Genomic DNA, 22,311 nt, shown 5'->3' on the forward strand with positions numbered 1-22,311 from the left:
TAATTAAAATACCAATACAATACATATAATTTTATATATATTGTATTATATTGCGGTACATTTTTATAATCTTTTAAACTATAGCAATTTTCTACATTACTGATTAATGAGGGTTTTAATAGCAGGCTTATTTTTTGCATTCCTGGCGGGAGGGTATTGTATTTCGTTCGCCCAAACAAAATCTTCAATAATACAGGGTAAAGTTTTAACAGAAAACAACCAGCCCGCCGATGCAGCTACAGCCATTCTCCTTGCGGCTGCCGACTCATCTATATTAAAATCAAACCTTGTAAATAAAAACGGGCAGTTTGAATTTACCGGCCTGCAACCCGACAGCTATTTAATACTTATCAGTAAAATAGGATACGTAAAAGTTTATACGGGGCCATATAAGGTTAACGCTGGTCAAATAATAACTGCCAATGATATTGTTTTAAAACTTTCAAACAACCAACTGCAGGAAGTTAAAGTAGTTGCCCGGAAGCCTTACATAGAGGTAAAGCCCGGCAAAATTGTATTAAGTGTACAAAACAGCATCCTGGCCGAGGGAAACTCGGCCTTTGATATACTAAGGCAATCGCCTGGGGTAAGGGTTAACAGTAACGAAACTTTAAGTATTAATGGCAGACAAGCAGCATTAATAACCATCGACGGTAAACCTACCAACCTTACCGGCGATGATCTTACCAGTTTGCTCCGCAGTATGCAAAGCAGCACTATCGACCAGGTTGAAATGATCAGCAGCCCGTCGGCCAAATATGACGCCTCGGGCGGAGGTATCATCAACATCATTTTAAAAAAGGGTAAAAACCTGGGCACCAACGGTACGGTTACTGCCATGGCGGGTTATGGAAAGTATTACAAAAGTACAGCAGGCATTGTTTTCAACAACCGCACCGGTAAGCTCAATATTTTTGGAAATTACACTTACGATAATAATAAAGGCACACGCACTATTACAACCAACCGTAACATTACTTATAACGAAACCCTGAGTAATTACGATGTTGATTATAACAATATTCAAAAAACCACTAACCACAACTTTAAAATAGGGGCCGATTATACCATCAACCCAAAGCAAACTATAGGCTTTTTAGTAAGCGGAATTATCAGGAGTGATGATTTTACAAAGCACAACGACCTGTACATCAGCAATCAGCATCAGCTCGATTCAATAATCAGGGCCCGTTCAAACCTTGACAGGGGCAGCAACTATTTAAACTACAATATCAATTATAACGCGGTGTTGGATAAAAGCGGCCGCAGTATCTCGGTAGATGGTAACTATTCAACCTACACCCGTCACTCTAATGAATTCATTACCAATAGCTTTTTCACCCCGGCGGGCAATACTTACCGCGATGATCTTGAGTTGGAAAACCTTTCGCCGTCAGATATCCACATCTGGACATCAAAAGTTGATTTTGTTAACCCATTAAACAAAACCTCACGATTGGAGACAGGCATTAAATATAACAACACCCGCAGCAATAATAATCTCATTTTTGGCCCCAAAATAAACAACATATATGAGGCCGACCCCAACTTCAGCAACAGGTTCCTTTATACCGAAGCGGTGAGCGCGGGATATATCAATTATTTAAATAAAATAGGTAAGTGGGATATTACGGCAGGTATACGTGCCGAAAACACTCATGCAACCGGTAAATCATGGGGATTAAATGAGCGGGTACCGGCGATAAACACCAATAATTATTTTAACCTTTTTCCGCAGGTACAGATAAGTTATGAGGCCGATAAAAAAAACATTATCGGTATTGGTTATAACCGAGGTATTCACAGGCCACTTTACGAAGATATCAATCCATTTTTGTACTACACCGACCTATATGATTATCGGGCCGGCAACCCACAGCTAAAGCCGGAATATACCAACACCATACAAATCTCCCATACTTATAATCAAACCTTTTCAACCGAACTGTATTATACAGTTACCAATAATGCTTATGATTTCCCGGTATATCAACAAAACGATTCGACTAAGGTTAACATAACTCTCCGTAAAAACTTCGGGCAGATCTTTGTTTACGGGGCTTCATTCTACGCGCCTGTACAATTTACCAGGTGGTGGTCGGGCAGTTTTAATCTTGATGCTATTTATGTGCGTTACAAAGCTTACGCACAAAACGGGGATTTTGACAGGGGTAAGCAGGATATTATTTTTGGCAGTACACAAAACTTCACCATCACCGGTACATTACTTGGTGAAATATCGGGCAGGTATGAAACCCCAACCATTTACGGCATCAATGAATTAAAAGCAAGCTATTCGGTAAACGCGGGTATCAGCAAGCAAATATTGGATAAGCGGGCCACTATTAAATTAGCACTAAACGATGTATTTAATACCGACAGGGGGCGCAACCATGCCAATTATCAAAACATTGATCTTTCGGAGGTAAATAAACGCGATACGCGCATCGTAAGGCTCAATTTTACCTATCGTTTTGGCAAAAGCACCATTAAATCGGCTAACAAACGCAATACGGGTAATGATGATGAGCGCCGCCGCACCGGAAATTAATGATGTGCGTACCTAACCTTTAACTCGGGGTATTTACCCTTTATACGGGTAACAAAGAAATGCCCAAGCGAATCGGAGCCAATAAACTTATTATAGGCAGATAAAGGAAAACCGAAGTACTGCCACACACCGCCATTTTCCCGAAATTCAAGTTCAAGAATGCGGGCGTCCGGATCGTAGCCAACGCTGCTTAAAGCCGATGATTGTACTGTACGTCGTTGCATTTATTATATATACTATATTAAATACAAAAAAGTTTTTAAAATGTCAGCCCGCGTGACCGCTTATCATACTGGTTAAAATAATAAGCAACACAAGTACAGTGATGGCTGTGTACAGGTAATCTTTTTCCATAATAAAGCCAATGGCCGAAAATAACACCCGGATAACCGGCGTAGCTATCAGCAAAATTATCCCCGCCTGTATAATTGCCCGGCCACGTAAAGTAAAGATACCGTGTATAATGCCACCAGGATTACTCACAAAATCGGGCACACCAACAAACTTGCTGTAATCAACATGGGTTTGCCCATGCCTGTACAAGTAAATAACCCCGCCAATAAAAATAACGCTCATTGATACCAGCACTCCCGCGCGCAGTATCCAGCCTATCACGGCCTGCATATCGGTATCTTTGAATTTGCTCATTTTATATCATTATGTCATTTGGTCATTAAGTCATTCTTACCCGCCATTGCTTTATTAAGTCATTTTTCTTATCAGGTCGACCAGCCATGTCACTTAACCTCACACAAAAATGACTTAATGACGCAATGACCTAATGACAAATTATATAGTCCCTGTAATTCCTTTATATATCATTTGCGATGCCAAAAACGTAACCACCACGGCAAAAACTACACGTAGCCATCCCGACGATGAAGTATGTACCAATATTTTTGATCCGCTTAAGGCACCTAATAAAACCCCAATAGCTACCGGCATCGAAAGCCCGGGATCAATGTACCCCCGTTGCAGGTAAACTACCGCGCTTGCTGCTGCGGTGACCCCTATCATAAAATTGCTGGTAGTAGTTGATACCTTAAAAGGGATGCGCATAACACCATCCATCGCCAAAACTTTCAGCGCTCCCGAACCTATGCCCAGCAAGCCTGATATTACCCCCGCAAAAAGCATCATGAAAAAGCCGCCACCTACGTTCCTTACCGAATAAGTAATTTCGCCTGCCGGGCCGGGGAAACTGCCGTTTAGTTTCAGCCTCTCGGCCAATACACTTTTTTGCTGATGGATTTGTTGCGATTTTTTTCGTAACGACATTACCGCCGATAAGATCAGGATGACACCAAATAAAACAGCTATAAAATTTGTGGGAATATAAATGGCTATCAATGCACCAACCATAGCACCTGCCGTAGTGGCAATCTCCAGGAACATGCCCAGCCTGATATTAGTGATACCTTCTTTAACGTAAGCTGCTGCAGAACCTGATGATGTAGCAATAACCGAGATCAGCGAAGCCCCGATGGCGTATTGAATATCCACCCTAAGTAAAATAGTAAGCAGCGGAATAATAACAACCCCGCCACCCAGCCCGGTTAACGACCCCAGCAAGCCCGCCAAATACGACCCAACAAGTATAATAAGCGTTAGTATAGTTACCGACATAGGGGCGATTGATATTTGCTAGCTAAAGTAAGGAATTTATCATTAGGTCAGGGAGCCGACAAATCATTGCTTGTGTTAATCGTAGATTACTATTTGTAATACAACTATTGAAAATATCCTGATGACAATGAAATGAATCCTCCCAATGAACTAATTTCTTAATTTCGCCCTATGGGTTACTCAAGTTTACAAGCCTGCATTACCGATCTCGAAAAAAATGGTCACGTGGTTCGTATCAAAGAACAGGTTGATCCCTATCTGCAAATGGCTGCAATACATTTACGTGTATTTGAAAATGAGGGGCCCGCTATATTATTTGAGAATGTAAAAGGCAGCAAATTCCCCGCAGTATCAAACCTGTTTGGTACGCTCGACAGGTCGAAATTCATATTCAGGGACACGCTCGAAAAAATCAAGGTTCTGGTCGATATTAAAAACGATCCCATAAAGGCTTTAAAAAATCCTTTTAAATATGCTGGTGTTGGCTTAACGGCGCTCTCGACATTACCCTTGAAAAGTGGCACAAGTGCGCCAATTAAATTTGGCAAATGCAACATCAGCGATATCCCTCAAATTGTAAACTGGCCTATGGATGGCGGCCCGTTTGTTACCATGCCCCAGGTATATACTGAGGATGCCGACAAACCGGGCATTATGAACGCCAACCTGGGCATGTACCGCATCCAGCTTGCCGGTAATGACTATGTACAAAACCAGGAGATCGGTTTACATTACCAGATACACCGGGGTATTGGCGTGCATCAAACCAAAGCCAATGCCAAAGGGCAACCATTAAAAGTCAGCATTTTTGTAGGCGGGCCACCGGCACATCCGGTAGCTGCCGTAATGCCCCTGCCCGAAGGCTTATCAGAAATGACTTTTGCAGGTGCATTAGGGAACCGTCGCTTCCGATATTTTTATGATGCCGAAGGTTTCTGTATTTCGGCTGATGCTGATTTTGTGATCACCGGCACAGTTATGCCGCACGAAAATAAACCTGAAGGGCCCTTTGGCGATCATTTGGGCTATTACAGTTTGGTACATCCTTTCCCGCTGATGAAAGTACATAACGTTTATCACCGTAAAGATGCTGTATGGTCGTTCACTGTGGTTGGTCGCCCGCCGCAGGAGGACACCAGCTTTGGGGCTTTGATCCATGAAATTACAGGTTCGGCTATTCCTAAAGAAATCCCCGGCCTACATGCTGTGAATGCGGTTGACGCGGCAGGTGTGCATCCCCTGCTTTTTGCCATTGGCAGCGAGCGCTATACCCCCTATCTCAAAGAGCGTAAGCCGCAGGAGATAGTTACTATCGCCAATCACATATTGGGCAAAGGCCAGCTAAGTCTTGCTAAATACCTATTCATTGCCGCGCAGGAAGATGACCCAAAACTTAATGTAAACGATATTGGCGGTTTCCTGAAGCACATTCTGCAAAGGATAGATCTTACCCGCGACCTGCATTTTTATACCAATACAACTATCGATACGCTTGACTATAGCGGCGAAGGCTTAAACTCGGGTAGTAAAATAGCTGTTACCGTAGCCGGCGAAATCAAGCGTGAACTGTGGGCTGAGCTGCCCGATTGGTTTAGTCTCCCCCGCCCTATCAGCGCTTACAAAATGGCCATGCCTGGTGTGCTCATGGTTGAAGTGCCCAAACATGTAAATCACAAGGACATAGATAATATTATCAGCATTATAGAATACAGCCTGCAGGATGAAGACCTTACCGGCTTGCCTTTAATAGTGCTTTGTGATGATGCCGGTTTTGCCGCCCAAACCATTAACAATTTCGTCTGGGTAACCTTTACCCGCAGCAACCCGTCGCATGATATTTATGGTGTTGGCAGCATTACCGAGCATAAACACTGGGGCTGTAAAGGTCCACTGATTATTGATGCCCGGATAAAACCACATCACGCCCCCGTGTTGGAGCGGGTACCGGAAGTAGAGAAAACGGTTGATAAGCTTGGTGAAAAGGGTGGATCGTTGTTTGGGATTATTTGAGGAAAGGCTAAAGGCTAAAGGCTAAAGGCTAAAGGCTAAAGGCTAAAGGCTAAAGGCTAAAGGCAATGCGTTTTGAAATGCTTTGTTTTATTTTTTTAAGGTTTTTGCTTAGGGATAGTAGCGGATACCGGCCATGAGCGGAATGCCTGCAGGCGTATGAGCGGATAGCCCGGCCGCAGGCAACGCCATTATTAATTTCGGATTTGAGATGTTATTGTACTAAAAAGTCACAAGTGAACCCTCACACAATCAACCGCACAACACTTGCGCCAAAAGAAGATACATACATCCCCGTTGCCGTGTCCCCACGGTAACCTTTACATTAGCCCAATATTTAAAGATGTATTTCAATCCATTCAAATTAAACATCCCAATTATCCAAAATCTAACTTTAAACGCAATCAAGGCACTTTTTCAAAAAATAAACCTCTAATAAACTCTTAATCTACAATCACTAATCACTATATTAGCATCCTTTTAATTTTAATCATGAATATATTTTACGGAACAGGGGTAGCTATGGTAACCCCTTTTTCATGCGGATGGTCAAATTGACTACAACGGGTTGAGAAACCTGATTGAACATTTGATTGATGGCGGGGTGGAATACCTGGTGTCGTTAGGTACAACCGGCGAAAGTGCCACATTGAGCGAGGCTGAACGAAAGCAGGTTTGGGCTTTCACAGCCGAAGTGGTAAATAAGCGCGTTGGCCTGGTGGCGGGTATTGGCGGTAATAATACTCATGAAGTTGTTGAGCAAATAAAATCGTTTGATACAGAAGGCTATGATGCTATACTTTCAGCAAGTCCGCATTATAACAAACCTACCCAGGAGGGTATTTATCAGCACTACAGGGCTATAGCACAAAATACTAAACTACCTATAATCCTGTATAACGTACCAAGCCGTACAGGCAGTACCATCAGCGCTGAAACAACTGTACGCCTGGCAAAGGAGTTTAAAAACATAATCGGTATCAAAGAAGCATCGGGCAATTTCGACCTGTTTAACCAGTTGATGCGCGACAAGCCCGAGGATTTCCTGTTTATATCAGGCGATGATCCGGTTACTTTGCCCATGATGGCTTTAGGCGGAGTTGGTGCGATATCTGTTATTGGTAATGCTTTGCCGCGTCAATTATCTGACATGGTTAGGCTTTTGCTGAACGGCGATTACAAAGCAGCACATGCCGCGCATTTTGATCTGATTGAGTTTACCCGATTAATGTTTGCCGAAGGTAGCCCTGCAGGTGTTAAAACTGCCCTAAAACAATTAGGCATCTGCGGCGATACAGTGCGGCTACCATTGGTACAGGTAAGCGAAAAAACTGCCGGTGCTATTGTGGAAGAGCTTAAAAAGCTGGCTCCGGTAGCAGTAAAAGCATAAAATACAAGAATCATCCTCTACAGGCGTCATGGCGAGGTACGAAGCAATTCCCTATTAGCAGGTATACCCTGTAAAGTTTGCGATTGCTTCGTACATAGCAATGACGTTTTTTATATTCCCTGGAGGGCTTTTTTAGTCACATGTCGAAAGCTTTCCATAAAATAAAAAACCCGGTCCATGGACCGGGTTTTTTATTGGAATAAGATGATAAAAATCTTACTAAGCCTCTTTATTCTTCGCCTCCTGAACTTCAAGGCGGATTGCCTGTGCCAGGTTTTTAAGATCCTGCATACCTTTACGTACACGTGTACCGGCAGCGCTGTTTCCTTTATTGTAGAATTTGTCGGCGTCGGCCTCTAAAGCTGCTACAAGCTCTTTTACTTCAGTAAATTTTTTCATTTAATTACTCCTTTTAAATTTTGAGGTTTATTGTTTTAATTAAAGCTAAGCTAAAATGTTTTTTGGTAATTAAAAACTTTTGAAGCCAAAAAATACGGCCTTAACAGTGGTTTTTTTCCACATTTTTGCCCATTTTGATTTATTAACCGTTGCTTATTTTTTATTAAAAAGTTTAAATCAAACCTATATTTAAAAATAAGATTCATTAATAATTAAAATACAAGCCATAATTCGGCATAAATAATATTTACAGCAAACCATACAACTTAAACGTAGTATTTTAAATACTATTAAGTATTAACATATTCAGCTGGTTTAAAAAGTCTGTTGTAGTATGTCAGGGTAGTGTTCGTGCACTTTTAGTATCAATTCGCCAAATAAAGTGTTAGCCCAGGCAAACCATTTGCGGGTAAAGTCCTTTGCATCGTCTTTATTAAAGGATTCGTGCATGAAACCGGTGCCTGCATGTGTGCTTTTCAGCCATTTGATACACTGTACAATCTCTGCTTTATCAGTTGATGTAATACCGCGCATAATGATTGCCATTGGCCAAATATAACCTATACCCACGTGCGGACCTCCAATGCCTTCGGCAGCGGTGCCTTTAAAGTAGTAAGGATTACTATCGCTCAGTACAAATTTACGGGTATTTTGGTACAACGGATCATCAACTTTTACCGAATCAAGATAAGGCAGAGCCAACAAACTTGGAACGTTCGAATCATCCATGAAAAGTTGGTTTCCATAACCATCAACCTCAAACGGGATAACCTGACCAAATTGCGGGTGATGGCCAACAGCATATTGTTTAAGTGCCGCCTGAACCTCTGTTGCTAAAGCCTTACAAGCATCAGCGGTAGCATTATCATGACCGATGGTACTGTACATTTCGGCCATTTGGTTTAAGCTTGCTACCGCGAAGTAGTTTGAGGGGATCAGGAATGGATAAATGGTTGCATCATCCGACGGACGGAAGATAGAGCAGATCAAACCAACGGGTTTAACGGGATTCCCATAGCCTCTGTTTGGTGCGGTATCACTTTGTGTTTCGGTTTTGCGCTGGAAAAAGTAGGGGCCTTTACCATCCTTACGTTGCTGTTCTTTGAAAGTAGCCAGGATGATCTTACCTGCTTTTTGCCAGCTCTCGTCGAAAAAGCTGCTGTCGCCACTTATTTTCCAGTAATTATAAGCCAGCCTTACAGGGTAGCAAAGTGAATCTATTTCCCATTTGCGCTCGTGCAATTCGGGTTTCATGGTGGTGCGGTCGCTGTCCCACTCGCTGCCGGTTGGGCCCTCGTTAAAGGCATTTGCATATGGGTCAATGATCACGCACTTAGCCTGGCGGCTCAATACACCCTGGATTAATTTTTTTAATGCTGGGTCATTTTTAATGAGTGGCAAATATGGCCAAACCTGTGCCGACGAATCGCGCATCCACATAGCATTAATATCGCCCGTGATTACGAAGGTATCAGGCTTACCATCTTTTTCAGAATAGTTTACGGTAGTATCTAAAGTGTTTGGATAGCAGTTTTCGAAAAGCCACGCAACTTCAGGGTCTTTAATATCGGCCTTAACTTTTTTAATGATGGCCTCAACCGCCTTACTGGTAAACTTACGGTCGGCCAGTTTTGGGCGCTGGCTTTCAAAGGCAGGAGCCACAGCCGAAGCAAATACAGGAGTTACACCTAAACCGATACCGGCAGCCGCAACGCTGTTAATTTTTATAAAATGTCGTCTGGTTAATTTCATGGTTTTGATATGGTAGGCGTAAAAATAGAAAAGGGTTTTTGTTAAACAAAAAAGCTTGCTAAAATAATTTAGGAACGTTTTATCAAGGATTTTCAAGGGGTGGTAATCTTCAACGTAGAGACGCATCACATACGTCTACTAAAAGGGCAAAAGCCCCTCGTAATTTATTCACCATAGCGGCATTTCAAACGAGAGACGCATGTGATGCGCCTCTACATCAGATGCAAAAAAAAACAAAAAAAGCCCCGGATCTCTCCGAGGCTTCTAAGTATTATCAAATGCGTTTAAGCAATTTCCAGTTTATTCTCTTTGTAATAACCGGCCTTTAATTTTTCACCGATAGCACTGTAAGCATCAAGGGTACGTTGTACATCCTCCAAACTATGAGCCGCTGTTGGGATCAGCCTTAGTACAATTAATCCTTTAGGGATAACCGGGTACACTACTATCGAACAAAAGATGCCATAGTTTTCGCGCAGGTCGCGGGTTAGGGCGGTGGCTTCAAAAAGATCGCCTTTTAGAAATACCGGGGTAACCATAGTATTTGATACTCCGAGGTCAAAACCACGTTCCCGTAAACCTTGCTGCAAAGCATTTGCAATCTGCCACAATTTTTCACGAAGCTCCGGCTGACTTTTCAGCATTTCAAAGCGCTTTTTTAAACCTAATACCATTGGCATAGGCAATGCTTTGGCGAAAGTTTGCGAACGCATATTGTAACGCAGATAATGGATGATATCCTGATCGGCAGCTACAAAAGCGCCAATACCGGCCATTGATTTAGCAAAGGTAGCAAAGTACACATCCACTTCATCCATACAATCCTGCTCTTCATGCGTACCGGCACCGGTTTTACCCATGGTACCAAAACCATGCGCATCATCAACCAATAAACGAAAGTTGAATTTCTTTTTAAGATCGGCAACTGCTTTAAGTTTGCCTTGCGCGCCCGACATACCAAAAACACCTTCGGTAATTAACAGAATCCCGCCGCCGGTTTGTTCGGTTAGGCGAGTTGCACGTTCCAGCTGTTTTTCGCAGCTTTCAATATCGTTGTGCTGATAAACAAAGCGTTTACCCATATGTAAACGTACGCCATCAATGATACAGGCGTGCGATTCGGCATCGTAAACAATAACGTCATTCCTGTCAACCAGTGCATCAATTATAGATACCATTCCCTGGTAACCGTAATTTAGCAAAAAGGCCGATTGCTTGCCAACAAAAGCAGCGAGGTTGTTCTCCAGCTCTTCGTGATGAATTGAGTTTCCCGACATCATCCTTGCACCCATAGGGTAAGCCATACCGTAATCGGCAGCGGCTTGCGCATCAGCCTGCCTTACTTCGGGATGATTAGCCAAGCCAAGGTAATTGTTAAGACTCCAAACTAAATGCTCTTTTCCCTTAAACTCCATGTGCGGGCCTATCTCACCTTCCAGCTTAGGAAAAGAAAAATAACCATGCGACCACTTTTGATGCTGACCTATCGGCCCACCTAAGCTTTTTGTTATTTTATCAAATAAATCCAAAATGAATTGTTTTTATAAATTTAAATGCAAATATAGCCGTTAAAACACCTTTAAACAATAGCTATAACTTTTTAGAATAGGTTATAACTTGGAGGAAAGAAGCAAGAATCAAGAGAAGAGATATTCTTTCCCTAAATATAAAACTGCTGTCATTTCGACGAACAGAGTGATGGCCTGTGTGATCGGGTGAGGAGAAATCTTGTACGCTCTGCAATTACTACATACAACGCACTATCGTATAGCGTACAAGATTTCTCTTTCGCCCCAACGTCCTCTGCCCCGCCCTGCTCTATCGAAATGACATTTTTTTACTATAATAACAAAAAGGGAGATCAACGCTCAGATATAATTCTTTTGTTGATCTCCCTTTCAATTATTGTGGTTTTTATTTCTCTTGATTCTTGACTCTAAAAGTCTTGCATCTCTTCTTAATCCGCGTTTCCGTGCAAATACGAGTTATTATTCCTGATCTCCACGTTACCTTCACTATCCTGCATCAGGGAAAAACGTGAGATCTGGCTTTCGTCAGATGCCGGGGTATCCTGCAGGGCTATCTCTTTACGTTTGTAAGCCGGTACATTTTCCAATTCCTGAATATTACCTGTACGCAGTTTCATGCTCAGGTCTTTCAGTCTCATAATGCGCTCGCGCGATTTTTTTAACTGCTCTTCTATAGATTCGTTGGTTTTGTTATCATCAGCCCCAACAGGTTGCGGTGCAGGAGTTGGCTCTGGTTCAGGCTCGGGCATACGTGGCTGTTCCCTTACAGGCTGCTCATAGCTCACCGGCTCACTCATTTTAAAAGTGAAACCAGCAGTATCCGGCTCGTTATCAACCTCTGGCTCTTCATTCATTAGGCTATGCCTTACAACAGCAGGTTCTTCCTGGCGACTACCGGCAAACATATCAAACAACCCAGCTTGCTTTGCATCTTCTTTAGGTGCTTTAGCATAAGGCTCGGCAGGAGCATCAACCTTAACTGGTTTAATAAATTCGTTAACCGGCCTTGCCTGCTGAGGCTCTTCGGGAACCAGCATTGAAACTATTTTCTTGTTGCTGTTTTCCTTTTCGCGCTCATCTTTGGTTTGGAAACCGGTAGCAATAATGGTTACCGATAATTGCTCACCCAGGTTTTCGTCGATACAGTTACCCCAGATCAGGTCAGCAGCTAAGCCGGCTTCTTCCTGGATATAATCAGTAATTACGCTGATCTCATCCATGGTAACCTCTTTAAGGCCCGAGCTGATGTTCAGCAATATATACCTTGCACCTTCAATCTCATTATCTTTCAACAATGGCGATGCCAATGCACCTTCAACAGCTTTAAGGGCACGGTTTTCACCATCTGCGCTAAAGCTGCCCATGATAGATACACCGCTATCCTTCATTACCGTGCGCACATCTTTAAAGTCGACGTTGATATAGCCCGGCAAGGTGATGATCTCGGCAATACCTTTAGCTGCTGTAGTCAATATATTATCAGCCTGGGCAAATGCAGAGCTCATTGTCAGGTTACCGAAGATCTGACGTAACCTGTCGTTCGAGATCACCAGGAACGAATCGACATATTTACGCAGTTCTTCCAAACCAGCATCGGCCTGCATTTTACGGCGTTTACCTTCAAAAGAGAAAGGTGTGGTTATGATACCCACCGTCAATATATCCATTTCGCGCGCTGCCTTGGCAATGATAGGGCTTGCGCCTGTACCCGTGCCACCGCCCATACCCGCTGTAATGAACAGCATTTTGGTATTAACGCCCAACATCTGTTTAATATCGTCGATATTTTCAATAGCCGAATTTTTGCCTACTTCGGGTATTGAGCCTGCACCCATGCCCTCGGTTAAACTGGCACCCAATTGCACCTTGTTAGGTATAGGGCTCAGCTCCAATGCCTGGGCATCAGTGTTGCATATTATAAAATCAACACCGGTAATTCCTTGCCTGTACATATGGTTTACCGCGTTACCACCACCACCGCCAACACCAATTACCTTGATGATTGACGATTTTTCTTTTAACATTTCAAAATGCATAATCTTCGTTTTCAGCTATATGTAATTCAACCCAACATTAGATTTTACCATCGTAATAATAACACTTTTTCAACAAGATTTATCCACATTTGTGAGCAATGTGAATAAGTTTAACCCTTGTGAATAAATATTATTTCAGAAAGTCCTCATCCTTAATGTCATCCTTAATAAATGTGATGCTTTTTTTCAGCAGCCTGTCTAACAAGCCCCCTTCTTTACTTTTCGCATCGTACTTTGGCTTAGCCGTTTTCACTTCGGCAGGGATCGCTTCATTCATGTATTCCATTTTCTGGATCCCTTTAATGAGCAAACCAATACCGGTAGCAAAAGTTGGGCTCTGCAATTCTTCGTATGTACCTTTCGGCAGCACTTCGTTTTTAGCCAGGTGCTCGGTTGGGTAACCTACGCGGCAATCCAAACCGGTAACAAACTCAACCAGTTGACGCAAGTGTTTCAACTGCGCACCACCACCTGTTATCACGATACCAGCAATCAGCTTTTTCTCGTAGCCTGATGATTTGATCTCGTAGTAAACATGCTCTACAATCTCTTCCATACGGGCCTGAATTACATAAGCCAGGTTTTTCACCGAAATTTCTTTTGGCTCACGGCCACGCAAACCTGGCACACATACAATCTCATTTTCCTTGTTCTCATCGGCCAGGGCAGATCCAAACCTTACTTTCAGTTGCTCGGCAATGTTGCGCATTACTGAACAGCCTTCGCGGATATCCTCAGTTACGCTGTTGCCGCCGAACGGAATAACGGCTGTATGGCGAATGATACCTTCGTGAAAGATGGCCACATCGGTAGTACCACCACCAATATCAACCAATACTACACCCGCTTCTTTTTCCTCTTCGCTCAATACAGACTCTGAAGATGCAAGCGGCTCAAGGATCAGTTCCTGGCTTTCCAGGCTGGCCTTGTTAACACATTTTACGATGTTTTTGATGGCCGTAACCTGACCAGATATAATATGGAAGTTAGCCTCAAGCCTAACGCCAGCCATACCTATCGGATCTTTGATCCCAGGTTCATTATCCACAGTAAACTCCTGTGGCAACACATGGATGATCTCCTCGCCCGGAGGCATCACCAGGTTATACATATCCTCTATCAGCTTATCAATATCCTTACGACCGATCTCTGATTGCAGATCGCGACGGGTTATTAAACCGCGGTGTTGCAAGCTTTTGATGTGCTGACCTGCAATGCCTACGTTCACTACCCTGATTTCTACATTTGATTGCGAGCCCGCCACCTCCACCGCCTGATGAATGCCTTGTACTGTTTTATCTATATTTGACACCACGCCGCGCGTCACACCCGCAGATTCGGCCTTGCCAATCCCTAAAACCTCAATCTTCCCGTTCTTGCTCCTGCGCCCAACAATGGCACATATCTTGGTAGTCCCGATATCCAATCCTACTACAATTGGCGAACTTTTTTCCTGAGTTGAGCTTTTGTCCATATTACAATTTAATTTGAGATGTATCCCTTTTCGTCCTAAGCGAATCCTGTTTGGCAGTTTTAGCTGCCTTAATTGAATCTGCTTTTATATTTTCATTTTTTATACCAATAACCTGGTTGGTATATTTTACATTGATCACTTTATAAGTATCCCAGCCTACCTTTGGCAGCACCTGCTTGTAAAAAGCCTGCAGGTTGTTCAACTTTACGTTAAGCGAATCCGCATTACCGATCAGGATCCTTTGGTTGCCCACTCTCGGAATCAGCTCTATCTCGCGCTCACTGTTCACATACATCTGCGCTATCTGTGCATCCCAAAGCGAATCCTTACGGATATAATCAGCCGTTTTAAACAAATCTTTAGCCAGGCGCGTATGTAACGAATCAACCCGGTTGGTAAACAGCTCTTCGATAAAACCATTAGCTACCAATACCCTCGCGGTAAAGTTTGATGATAGCGGAATCTTTAAGCCGTTTTGATCTACATAAAAATCCATATCATAATGGTTCATGATGCGCAATATCGGCTGGCGCTGGCTTACTTCAACCCTCAGTACACCGTCCATTTCGGTATAAACTTTAGCAAACTCAATAAACGGGTTCGCTTTCAATTTATCTTCCAGTTCCTGGATATTGATATTTTCGATAGGCCTGCCTACCAATGAGTGACTGGTAACTTCAATAATATGATCAACCTCCTGCTTGTCAATAAAATATTGCCCGCCGGGGATGCTTACGTTTACCGCGGTACACTTTACACCCGCTTTTTTTGTTTCAATAAAACTCATAAGCACCACAAGGCCACCCAGGCTTATTACCCAGGCACAACCTATTAACAGACGCTTCCAAATGAGTTTTTTATTCATTGCTTAATACTTGTTTTAAAGGTTGTACCAGCGTGTCAATATCACCGGCACCTACCGTTAACAATAGTTCGGGCTTTTCGGCAGCTACAGCGGCTACCGCGGCCTCTTTACTCAGTATCTTTTTATTTTGCAATTGCATGCTGTTAAGCAGCATTTGCGAGTTAACCCCTTCTATCGGCAATTCGCGCGCCGGATAAATTTCCAGCAATATCAGCTCGTCTACCATATCCAGCACCTCGGCAAAACCATCGGCAAAGTCGCGGGTGCGGGTAAATAAATGAGGCTGAAATATGGCCGTTAACTTCTTAGCCGGGTATAATCTTTTTATTGATGATATACAAGCCCTCAATTCTTCGGGATGATGCGCATAATCATCAATGTAGATATGCTCTGGCGTTTTAACTATGTATTCAAACCTGCGTTTAACCCCTCTGAAAGATGCTAATGCTGCTTTAATATTTTCCGGTGATATAGCCAGTTTCAGCACCGCTTCAATGGCTGCTACGGCGTTCTCCACATTGTGGGTGCCGGCTATGCCCATTTTTATATCCGTGATATTTACCGCATTACTGTTATAATCGAAATAGAAATCGCCGTCAATGATCCTCACGTTTGAAGCATGTGCATCAGCAGTTTCATCTTCGAAAGCATAGGTGTAACCACCATCCAAAGGCAAACCATTTTTGTGCACCAGCGTACCACCCGGTTTTATATGCGAAGCGAACAGCTTAAACGATTCGGTTAGATGCGCGTGATCACCATAGATATCCAAATGATCGGCATCCATTGAGGTGATGATAGCCACATCCGGATATAGGGTAAGGAACGAGCGATCATATTCATCGGCCTCAACCACCATTACGTTGTTCTTGCCATACAGCACATTGGTTTGGTAATTTGATGAAATACCACCCAAAAAAGCAGAGCAATCATTACCCGATGCCTTAAGCAAATGCGCTACCATGGTTGAGGTGGTAGTTTTGCCATGTGTACCCGCCACAGCAATAGTAAATGAGCTCTTGCTGATCAAGCCTAAAACCTGCGAGCGTTTATAGAGCTCAAAGCCGTGGTTTTTAAAATAGTTAACAATGTGCGAATCCTTCGGTACCGCCGGTGTATAAATAATCAGCGTATCGTTGCATGGTTTCTGGAAACTCATGGGGATATAATCCGCATGATCTTCAAAAACAACCTGGATCCCCTCGTTGTGCAACTGGTTTGTTAAATCAGTCGACGTTTTGTCATATCCGCAAACAATGCAACCCAAATGATGGAAATAGCGTGCCAGGCCGCTCATACCGATGCCGCCTATGCCTATGAGATAAACTCTTTTTATATCGTGCAGTTCCATTTCAATTTGTTTTAAAAAGGCCCTCCTCCCTTTGGAAGAGGAGGACCATCATTTTAATTGTTACTTATTATTTGGATAAGTTCCTTTGCTATTACTTCATCGGCATTTGGCATGGCCATTTTACCAATGTTTGTGCTCAATTTTTTTTGCAGGTCGCGGTCTTCCAGTAATTCAAGCGCCCGGTCAACCAGTTTTGCCTCAGCATCTCTGTCGGCAACAAAAACGGCTGCGTTTTCATGCACCAGCGCTAACGCGTTTTTTGTTTGATGATCTTCGGCCACATTTGGCGAAGGCACCAGGATCACCGGCTTTTTAATGGCACACAGCTCGGCAATAGTGCCTGCACCCGCCCTTGATATGATAATATCGGCGGCGGCGTAAGCCAAATCCATCCGGGTTAAAAACTCCCTGATCTGCAGATCAGGGTGATAATTTTCGCCCAGTTTTTCGATAATGCTTTTATAATAAAACTTACCGGTTTGCCATATCACCTGTACATCGGCAGCCAGCAGCTTATCTATACCGTTCATGATACTATTGTTTAGCGTACGCGCGCCAAGACTACCGCCGGTTATCAGTATCGTTTTTTTAAAGTGCGACAAATGATACAACTCCAAAGCCTGCATATGCTTACCGGCAATGTTCACCGCATCCTTACGGATAGGGTTACCTGTTTTGATGATCTTGTCGGCAGGAAAAAACTTCTCCATACCATCAAAGGCCACGCATATTTTTTGGGCATGTTTACCTAACCATTTATTGGTAATACCTGCATACGAGTTTTGCTCCTGTATGAGGTATGGGATCCCTTTCAGTGATGCAGCATACAATAACGGACCCGATGCATATCCACCTACACCTACTGCAGCGTCGGGCTTAAAATCTTTAATGATTTTGATAGCCTTGCGTACACTATTGGCAAGTTTGATAGGGAACATTAGGTTTTTTACGATAGAACCGCGCTGAATCCCCTGAATATCCAAACCGATGATCTTGTAACCCGCCGCCGGCACCTTATCCATTTCCATGCGGCCGTTAGCGCCCACAAACAGGATTTCGGTATTGGGATCAATATGTTTTAAAGCATTGGCAATAGAGATAGCCGGGAAGATATGTCCTCCTGTTCCGCCACCGCTTATGATGATACGCGGCGACGCCCCCCCCGCCCCCTGAAGGGGGTGCTTTTGATTGGCTGCTTTCATACTGCTTTTATCTTCCATTTGTTAATTACGCTTTTTAGTCACCTCTATTCCTCCCCCTTTTGGGGGCCTGGGGGGGTGTCTACGCCGTCCTTATCTCTCCCACTATGATCTTATTCGGCCCGGTGTTATCTTCCTTTATAGCCTTATCCTTTTTAGGTTCTTCAATATCTTTACTCACCGACAGTATAATACCAAAGGCGATGCTTGTAAACAATATCGAAGTACCACCCATACTTACCAACGGTAGCGGCACGCCGGTTACCGGCCCTAAGCCTACAGCTACGGCCATATTGGCAAAAGCCTGTATGGTTAAACTAAAACTTAAACCACACGCCAGCAATGCCCCAAAGGCTTTTGGCGCTTTAGTTATGATCTTGATACATCGATACAACAAGAATACATAGATCCCCACTACGATTATACCTCCTACTAAACCATACTCCTCAACTATAATGGCGTAGATCTCATCAGAGTATGACTCGGGCAGGTAATTTCTTTCTGTGCTGTTCCCTGGACCTTTACCAAATAACCCGCCTGTTGCGATGGCAATTTTTGCATGATCGCTTTGGAAAGATTTATCGGCCTTTGCCAGTTCGGGGTGCATAAACACCTTCATACGTGACACGTAGGTATGCCTCCTCGGACCAAGGAATATTACGCCCAGCAACAATATAAAACCTGCAGCACAGGTAATAGCTATTTGCCTGATACTGATCCGGCCGATGATCAACAGTAATATGCTAACCCCAAATAACATTAACGCTGTTGAAAGGTTAGCTAATGCAATCAGGATAAACACCACACAAACCGAACCCATGATAGGCAAAAAGGACTCTTTAACATCTTTAATGTTCTCCTGCTTGCGCGATAATGTACGGGCCAGGTAAGTGATCAATGCCAGCTTGGCCAAATCCGAAGTCTGAAAGCTTAAACCCGTTCCCGGGATAGCTATCCAGCGGCTTGCGTTATTAATATGACTACCAAAAACCAATGTATACAGCAACAGCGGAATGGTAACGATCATCATTACCTTAGAGATACCGGCATAATAACGGTAATCAAGCTTGTGCGAGAAATACATCAGCGCAATACCACCCACTATCATGAACACGTGTTTCATGAGGATGATCTCGACCCCTTTACCTTGCTTAAATGCCAGCGTACCTACCGAGCTGTATACCGCCAACAAGGATATAACAGAAAGCAATATGACTATAAGCCATATCCAGCGATCTCCTTTTGTATTGTTTAATATCCTATGCATTGCAACTTTATTTTCTTTATTTGTCCATAGCCCATAGTCGATAGACCATGATTTAATTTTCATAATCTATGGACTATCGACCATCGACTATGGACTGTTTTACTTACAATTCCTTCACAGCGTCCTTAAACTGCCTGCCGCGGTCTTCGTAGTTTTTAAACAGATCGAAGCTGGCGCAAGCCGGTGATAATAGCACCGTATCGCCTTTAGTTGCCAGGTGATAAGCTACGGTTGCCGCTTCCTGGGCTGATGACGTGTTTACTATAATTTCAACCATATCATCAAAGGCTTCGTGGATGCGTTTGTTATCCTTGCCTAAACACACAATGGCCTTTACCTTTTGCTTAACCAGATCATTAAGCATACTATAATCATTTCCTTTGTCAACACCACCCAAAATCAGCACTACATCGCTGGTCATACTTTCCAAAGCGTACCATGTTGAATTAACATTGGTAGCTTTTGAATCGTTGATGAAGCGGATACCGGATATATTGGCAACAAACTCCAGGCGGTGCTCAATGCTTTTAAAGTTGCCCATGCTCTCCCTCATCGTTTCGTTGCGTAGCTCCAACACTTTTGCCACAATACCCGATGCCATGGAGTTGTAAATGTTGTGTTTGCCTTGCAGGGCCAGATCTTGAATTGACATTGTAAAATGTTCTTGTGTTGTGTTAATGACAATATTGTCGCTGTTATCCAGGTATGCCCCCGGTTCAAATTTTTGCTGTATGGAAAACGGCAACAGCTGTGCCCCGAACGTTCGCTCTTTCATTCCCTTTATTGTTTCCGGATCATCGGCACAATAAATGAAATAATCGGCTGCAGTCTGGTTCTGCGTTATCCTGAATTTGGATGCCGCATAATTTTCCAGTTTATAATCATACCTATCCAAATGATCAGGTGTGATGTTTAGTAGTACCGCTATATCAACTTTAAACCTGAACATATCATCAAGCATAAAACTGCTTAGCTCCAGCACATACCAGTCAAACTTTTCGGTGGCAACCTGGTAGGCAAAGCTTTTGCCGATGTTGCCCGCCAACCCAACATTCATCCCCGCATCTTTTAAAATGTGGTAGGTTAAGCTGGTGGTGGTCGTTTTACCGTTTGAACCTGTTATACCAATGATCTTTGCATCAGTGTACCTCCCGGCAAACTCAATCTCCGATATCACAGGTGTCCCATTTTCATGCAGTTTTTTAATGATCGGGGCCTTATCCGGAATACCGGGGCTTTTGATCACTTCTACCGCATTCAGGATCAGTTCTTCAGTATGCTGTTTCTCTTCAAAAGGAATATTCCAATCTTCGAGTTGCTTTTTATAGTTATCGGCAATGCCGCCAAAATCCGACACAAAAACATCAAAGCCTTGCTGCCGCGCTAAGTAGGCTGCTCCAGCACCGCTCTCTCCCGCACCAAGGATTACTATCCTCACTTTAGGAATTGACTGCGTTGATATGTTATTGTCCTGACTCATTTCTTTTTTCTTTTGGGATTACACCGATCTTTTGGTGATTCCACCGATTTCTTTTTGGTGATTCAATGATATCACCGATTCGCTTTTCTAATATTTTTCTTTCCCTAACCTCTAAGCTTCAATCACTAACCTCTAACGAAGTTTCAACGTTATCACCGTCACTATCGCCAGTATGATACAGATGATCCAAAAGCGGGTAACAATCTTTGCTTCATGGAAACCCTTTTTCTGGTAATGGTGATGCAGCGGCGCCATTAAAAACACGCGCCTGCCTTCGCCGAATTTCTTTTTGGTGTATTTAAACCATGAAACCTGGATAATCACCGAAAAATTCTCTACCAGGAAAATACCACACAGCAATGGCAGCATCAGTTCCTTACGGATCATGATAGCAAATACCGCTATGATACCACCTATAGCCAAACTACCAGTATCACCCATAAACACCTGTGCCGGGTACGAGTTGTACCATAAAAAGCCTACGCAAGCCCCGACAAAGGCACCGGCGAAAATTACCAGCTCACCCGAATTAGGGATGTACATGATGTTCAGATAGTCGGCAATAACCGTGTTACCCGATACATAGGCCAGTATAGCCAGCGTAATACCTATAATGGCAGATGTGCCCGTCGCCAGGCCATCAATCCCGTCGGTAATATTTGCTCCGTTTGATATGAACGTAATGATGATAATCACAAAAAACAGGAACACCACCAACGCGTATTGCTCATAACCTTTACCCAAAAACTTCAACACTTTGCCGTAATCAAACTCATTGTTTTTGTAGAATGGCATTGTTGTTTTGGTAGAGTGTACGTCCTGAGTGTAAACCGGAGTATTACGCTTCATGTGAAACTCAACCGGAGCATCATCCTTCACCGGAAGCACAACTTCCTGGCGGATGATGATATTACTGTTGAAATACATTGTCCAGCCAACAATAAGTGATAAACCCACCTGACCAATAATCTTAAACCTGCCCGCTAAGCCTTCTTTATTCTTTTTAAATACTTTAATGTAATCATCCAGAAAACCGATAGCTCCCAGCCAAACGGTGGTAATGATCATCAGGATCACATACACATTCTCCAGCTTGGCAAACAGCAGTGTTGGTATTAAAATACCCAGCAAAATGATGATACCACCCATAGTTGGCGTACCTGATTTTTGCATCTGGCCTTCCAAACCTAAATTCCTTACGGTTTCGCCCACCTGTTTAAAGCGTAGATAATCTATTAGCCGCCTGCCATAAACAGTAGTGATCAGCAATGAAGTAATTACAGCCATCGCCATCCTGAACGTGATGTATTGAAATACACCTACCCCGGGGATACTGTAATTTTTGCTTAAATAGTTAAACAGGTAATACAACATTGCTTTTTCAA

At 43.2% G+C, this 22,311-nt stretch carries 16 protein-coding genes and 1 pseudogene; 3 read left to right on the forward strand and 14 right to left on the reverse strand.

Annotation, left to right across the window (positions count from 1 at the left end):
- Window positions 1-106 precede the first annotated feature (106 nt).
- Entirely contained in the window at window positions 107-2,551 is a 2,445-nt protein-coding gene (locus ABID99_RS21590) for an outer membrane beta-barrel protein (protein WP_373615076.1), read from the forward strand.
- Here ABID99_RS21590 and ABID99_RS21595 read toward each other — a convergent pair.
- The 3 genes from ABID99_RS21595 to ABID99_RS21605 all read right to left on the reverse strand — a co-directional run bounded on the left by ABID99_RS21595 (window position 2,548) and on the right by ABID99_RS21605 (window position 4,177).
- Entirely contained in the window at window positions 2,548-2,775 is a 228-nt protein-coding gene (locus ABID99_RS21595; protein WP_090529865.1) for a KTSC domain-containing protein, read from the reverse strand. The two genes, ABID99_RS21590 and ABID99_RS21595, sit on opposite strands and share 4 nt — an antisense overlap.
- Window positions 2,776-2,818: 43 nt before the next feature.
- Window positions 2,819-3,199 carry a DUF1634 domain-containing protein gene (locus ABID99_RS21600; protein WP_188834409.1) on the reverse strand — a complete coding sequence of 127 codons (381 nt, stop codon included), beginning with the start codon at window positions 3,197-3,199 and terminating at the stop codon, window positions 2,819-2,821.
- Window positions 3,200-3,340: 141 nt separating this feature from the next.
- Window positions 3,341-4,177: a sulfite exporter TauE/SafE family protein gene (locus ABID99_RS21605; protein ID WP_373615078.1), complete on the reverse strand. Its 837-nt coding sequence runs from the start codon at window positions 4,175-4,177 to the stop codon at window positions 3,341-3,343.
- A 171-nt stretch (window positions 4,178-4,348) separates the two neighbouring features.
- On the opposite strand from ABID99_RS21605, the gene ABID99_RS21610 reads away from it, so the two are divergent.
- Window positions 4,349-6,187 carry a UbiD family decarboxylase gene (locus tag ABID99_RS21610; RefSeq protein WP_373615079.1) on the forward strand — a complete coding sequence of 613 codons (1,839 nt, stop codon included), beginning with the start codon at window positions 4,349-4,351 and terminating at the stop codon, window positions 6,185-6,187.
- A gap of 489 nt (window positions 6,188-6,676) precedes the next feature.
- A pseudogene (dapA, locus tag ABID99_RS21615) lies at window positions 6,677-7,574 on the forward strand (4-hydroxy-tetrahydrodipicolinate synthase).
- A gap of 219 nt (window positions 7,575-7,793) precedes the next feature.
- On the opposite strand, the gene ABID99_RS21620 reads toward dapA, so the two are convergent.
- The 11 genes from ABID99_RS21620 to mraY all read right to left on the reverse strand — a co-directional run bounded on the left by ABID99_RS21620 (window position 7,794) and on the right by mraY (window position 22,300).
- Window positions 7,794-7,973, reverse strand: coding sequence for a histone H1 (locus ABID99_RS21620; RefSeq protein ID WP_090529881.1), 180 nt, complete (start codon window positions 7,971-7,973; stop codon window positions 7,794-7,796).
- A 315-nt stretch (window positions 7,974-8,288) separates the two neighbouring features.
- Entirely contained in the window at window positions 8,289-9,725 is a 1,437-nt protein-coding gene (locus tag ABID99_RS21625; protein WP_373615080.1) for a glycoside hydrolase family 125 protein, read from the reverse strand.
- A gap of 284 nt (window positions 9,726-10,009) precedes the next feature.
- On the reverse strand, window positions 10,010-11,254 hold the full coding sequence (locus ABID99_RS21630) for an aminotransferase class I/II-fold pyridoxal phosphate-dependent enzyme (protein WP_373615081.1): 1,245 nt from the start codon (window positions 11,252-11,254) through the stop codon (window positions 10,010-10,012).
- A gap of 428 nt (window positions 11,255-11,682) precedes the next feature.
- Window positions 11,683-13,290: a cell division protein FtsZ gene (gene ftsZ, locus ABID99_RS21635; RefSeq protein ID WP_090529886.1), complete on the reverse strand. Its 1,608-nt coding sequence runs from the start codon at window positions 13,288-13,290 to the stop codon at window positions 11,683-11,685.
- A gap of 130 nt (window positions 13,291-13,420) precedes the next feature.
- A complete protein-coding gene (gene ftsA / locus ABID99_RS21640; RefSeq protein ID WP_090529889.1) occupies window positions 13,421-14,764 on the reverse strand; it encodes a cell division protein FtsA in 1,344 nt (447 codons plus the stop codon).
- 1 nt (window position 14,765) lies between these two features.
- On the reverse strand, window positions 14,766-15,629 hold the full coding sequence (locus ABID99_RS21645) for a cell division protein FtsQ/DivIB (protein WP_175490020.1): 864 nt from the start codon (window positions 15,627-15,629) through the stop codon (window positions 14,766-14,768).
- Window positions 15,622-16,980 (reverse strand): UDP-N-acetylmuramate--L-alanine ligase, encoded by a 1,359-nt coding sequence (murC, locus tag ABID99_RS21650; protein WP_373615082.1) that lies wholly within the window; start codon window positions 16,978-16,980, stop codon window positions 15,622-15,624. Before murC ends, ABID99_RS21645 begins: the two co-directional genes overlap by 8 nt.
- Before the next feature lie 53 nt (window positions 16,981-17,033).
- Entirely contained in the window at window positions 17,034-18,182 is a 1,149-nt protein-coding gene (gene murG, locus ABID99_RS21655; RefSeq protein WP_090531263.1) for an undecaprenyldiphospho-muramoylpentapeptide beta-N-acetylglucosaminyltransferase, read from the reverse strand.
- A gap of 79 nt (window positions 18,183-18,261) precedes the next feature.
- Window positions 18,262-19,446, reverse strand: coding sequence for an FtsW/RodA/SpoVE family cell cycle protein (locus tag ABID99_RS21660; protein WP_090531265.1), 1,185 nt, complete (start codon window positions 19,444-19,446; stop codon window positions 18,262-18,264).
- 103 nt (window positions 19,447-19,549) lie between these two features.
- Window positions 19,550-20,926 carry a UDP-N-acetylmuramoyl-L-alanine--D-glutamate ligase gene (gene murD, locus ABID99_RS21665; protein WP_373615083.1) on the reverse strand — a complete coding sequence of 459 codons (1,377 nt, stop codon included), beginning with the start codon at window positions 20,924-20,926 and terminating at the stop codon, window positions 19,550-19,552.
- A gap of 132 nt (window positions 20,927-21,058) precedes the next feature.
- Entirely contained in the window at window positions 21,059-22,300 is a 1,242-nt protein-coding gene (gene mraY, locus ABID99_RS21670; RefSeq protein ID WP_090531268.1) for a phospho-N-acetylmuramoyl-pentapeptide-transferase, read from the reverse strand.
- Window positions 22,301-22,311: the final 11 nt, after the last annotated feature.

Source organism: Mucilaginibacter sp. OAE612, from assembly GCF_041806395.1.
GTDB lineage: Bacteria > Bacteroidota > Bacteroidia > Sphingobacteriales > Sphingobacteriaceae > Mucilaginibacter > Mucilaginibacter rubeus.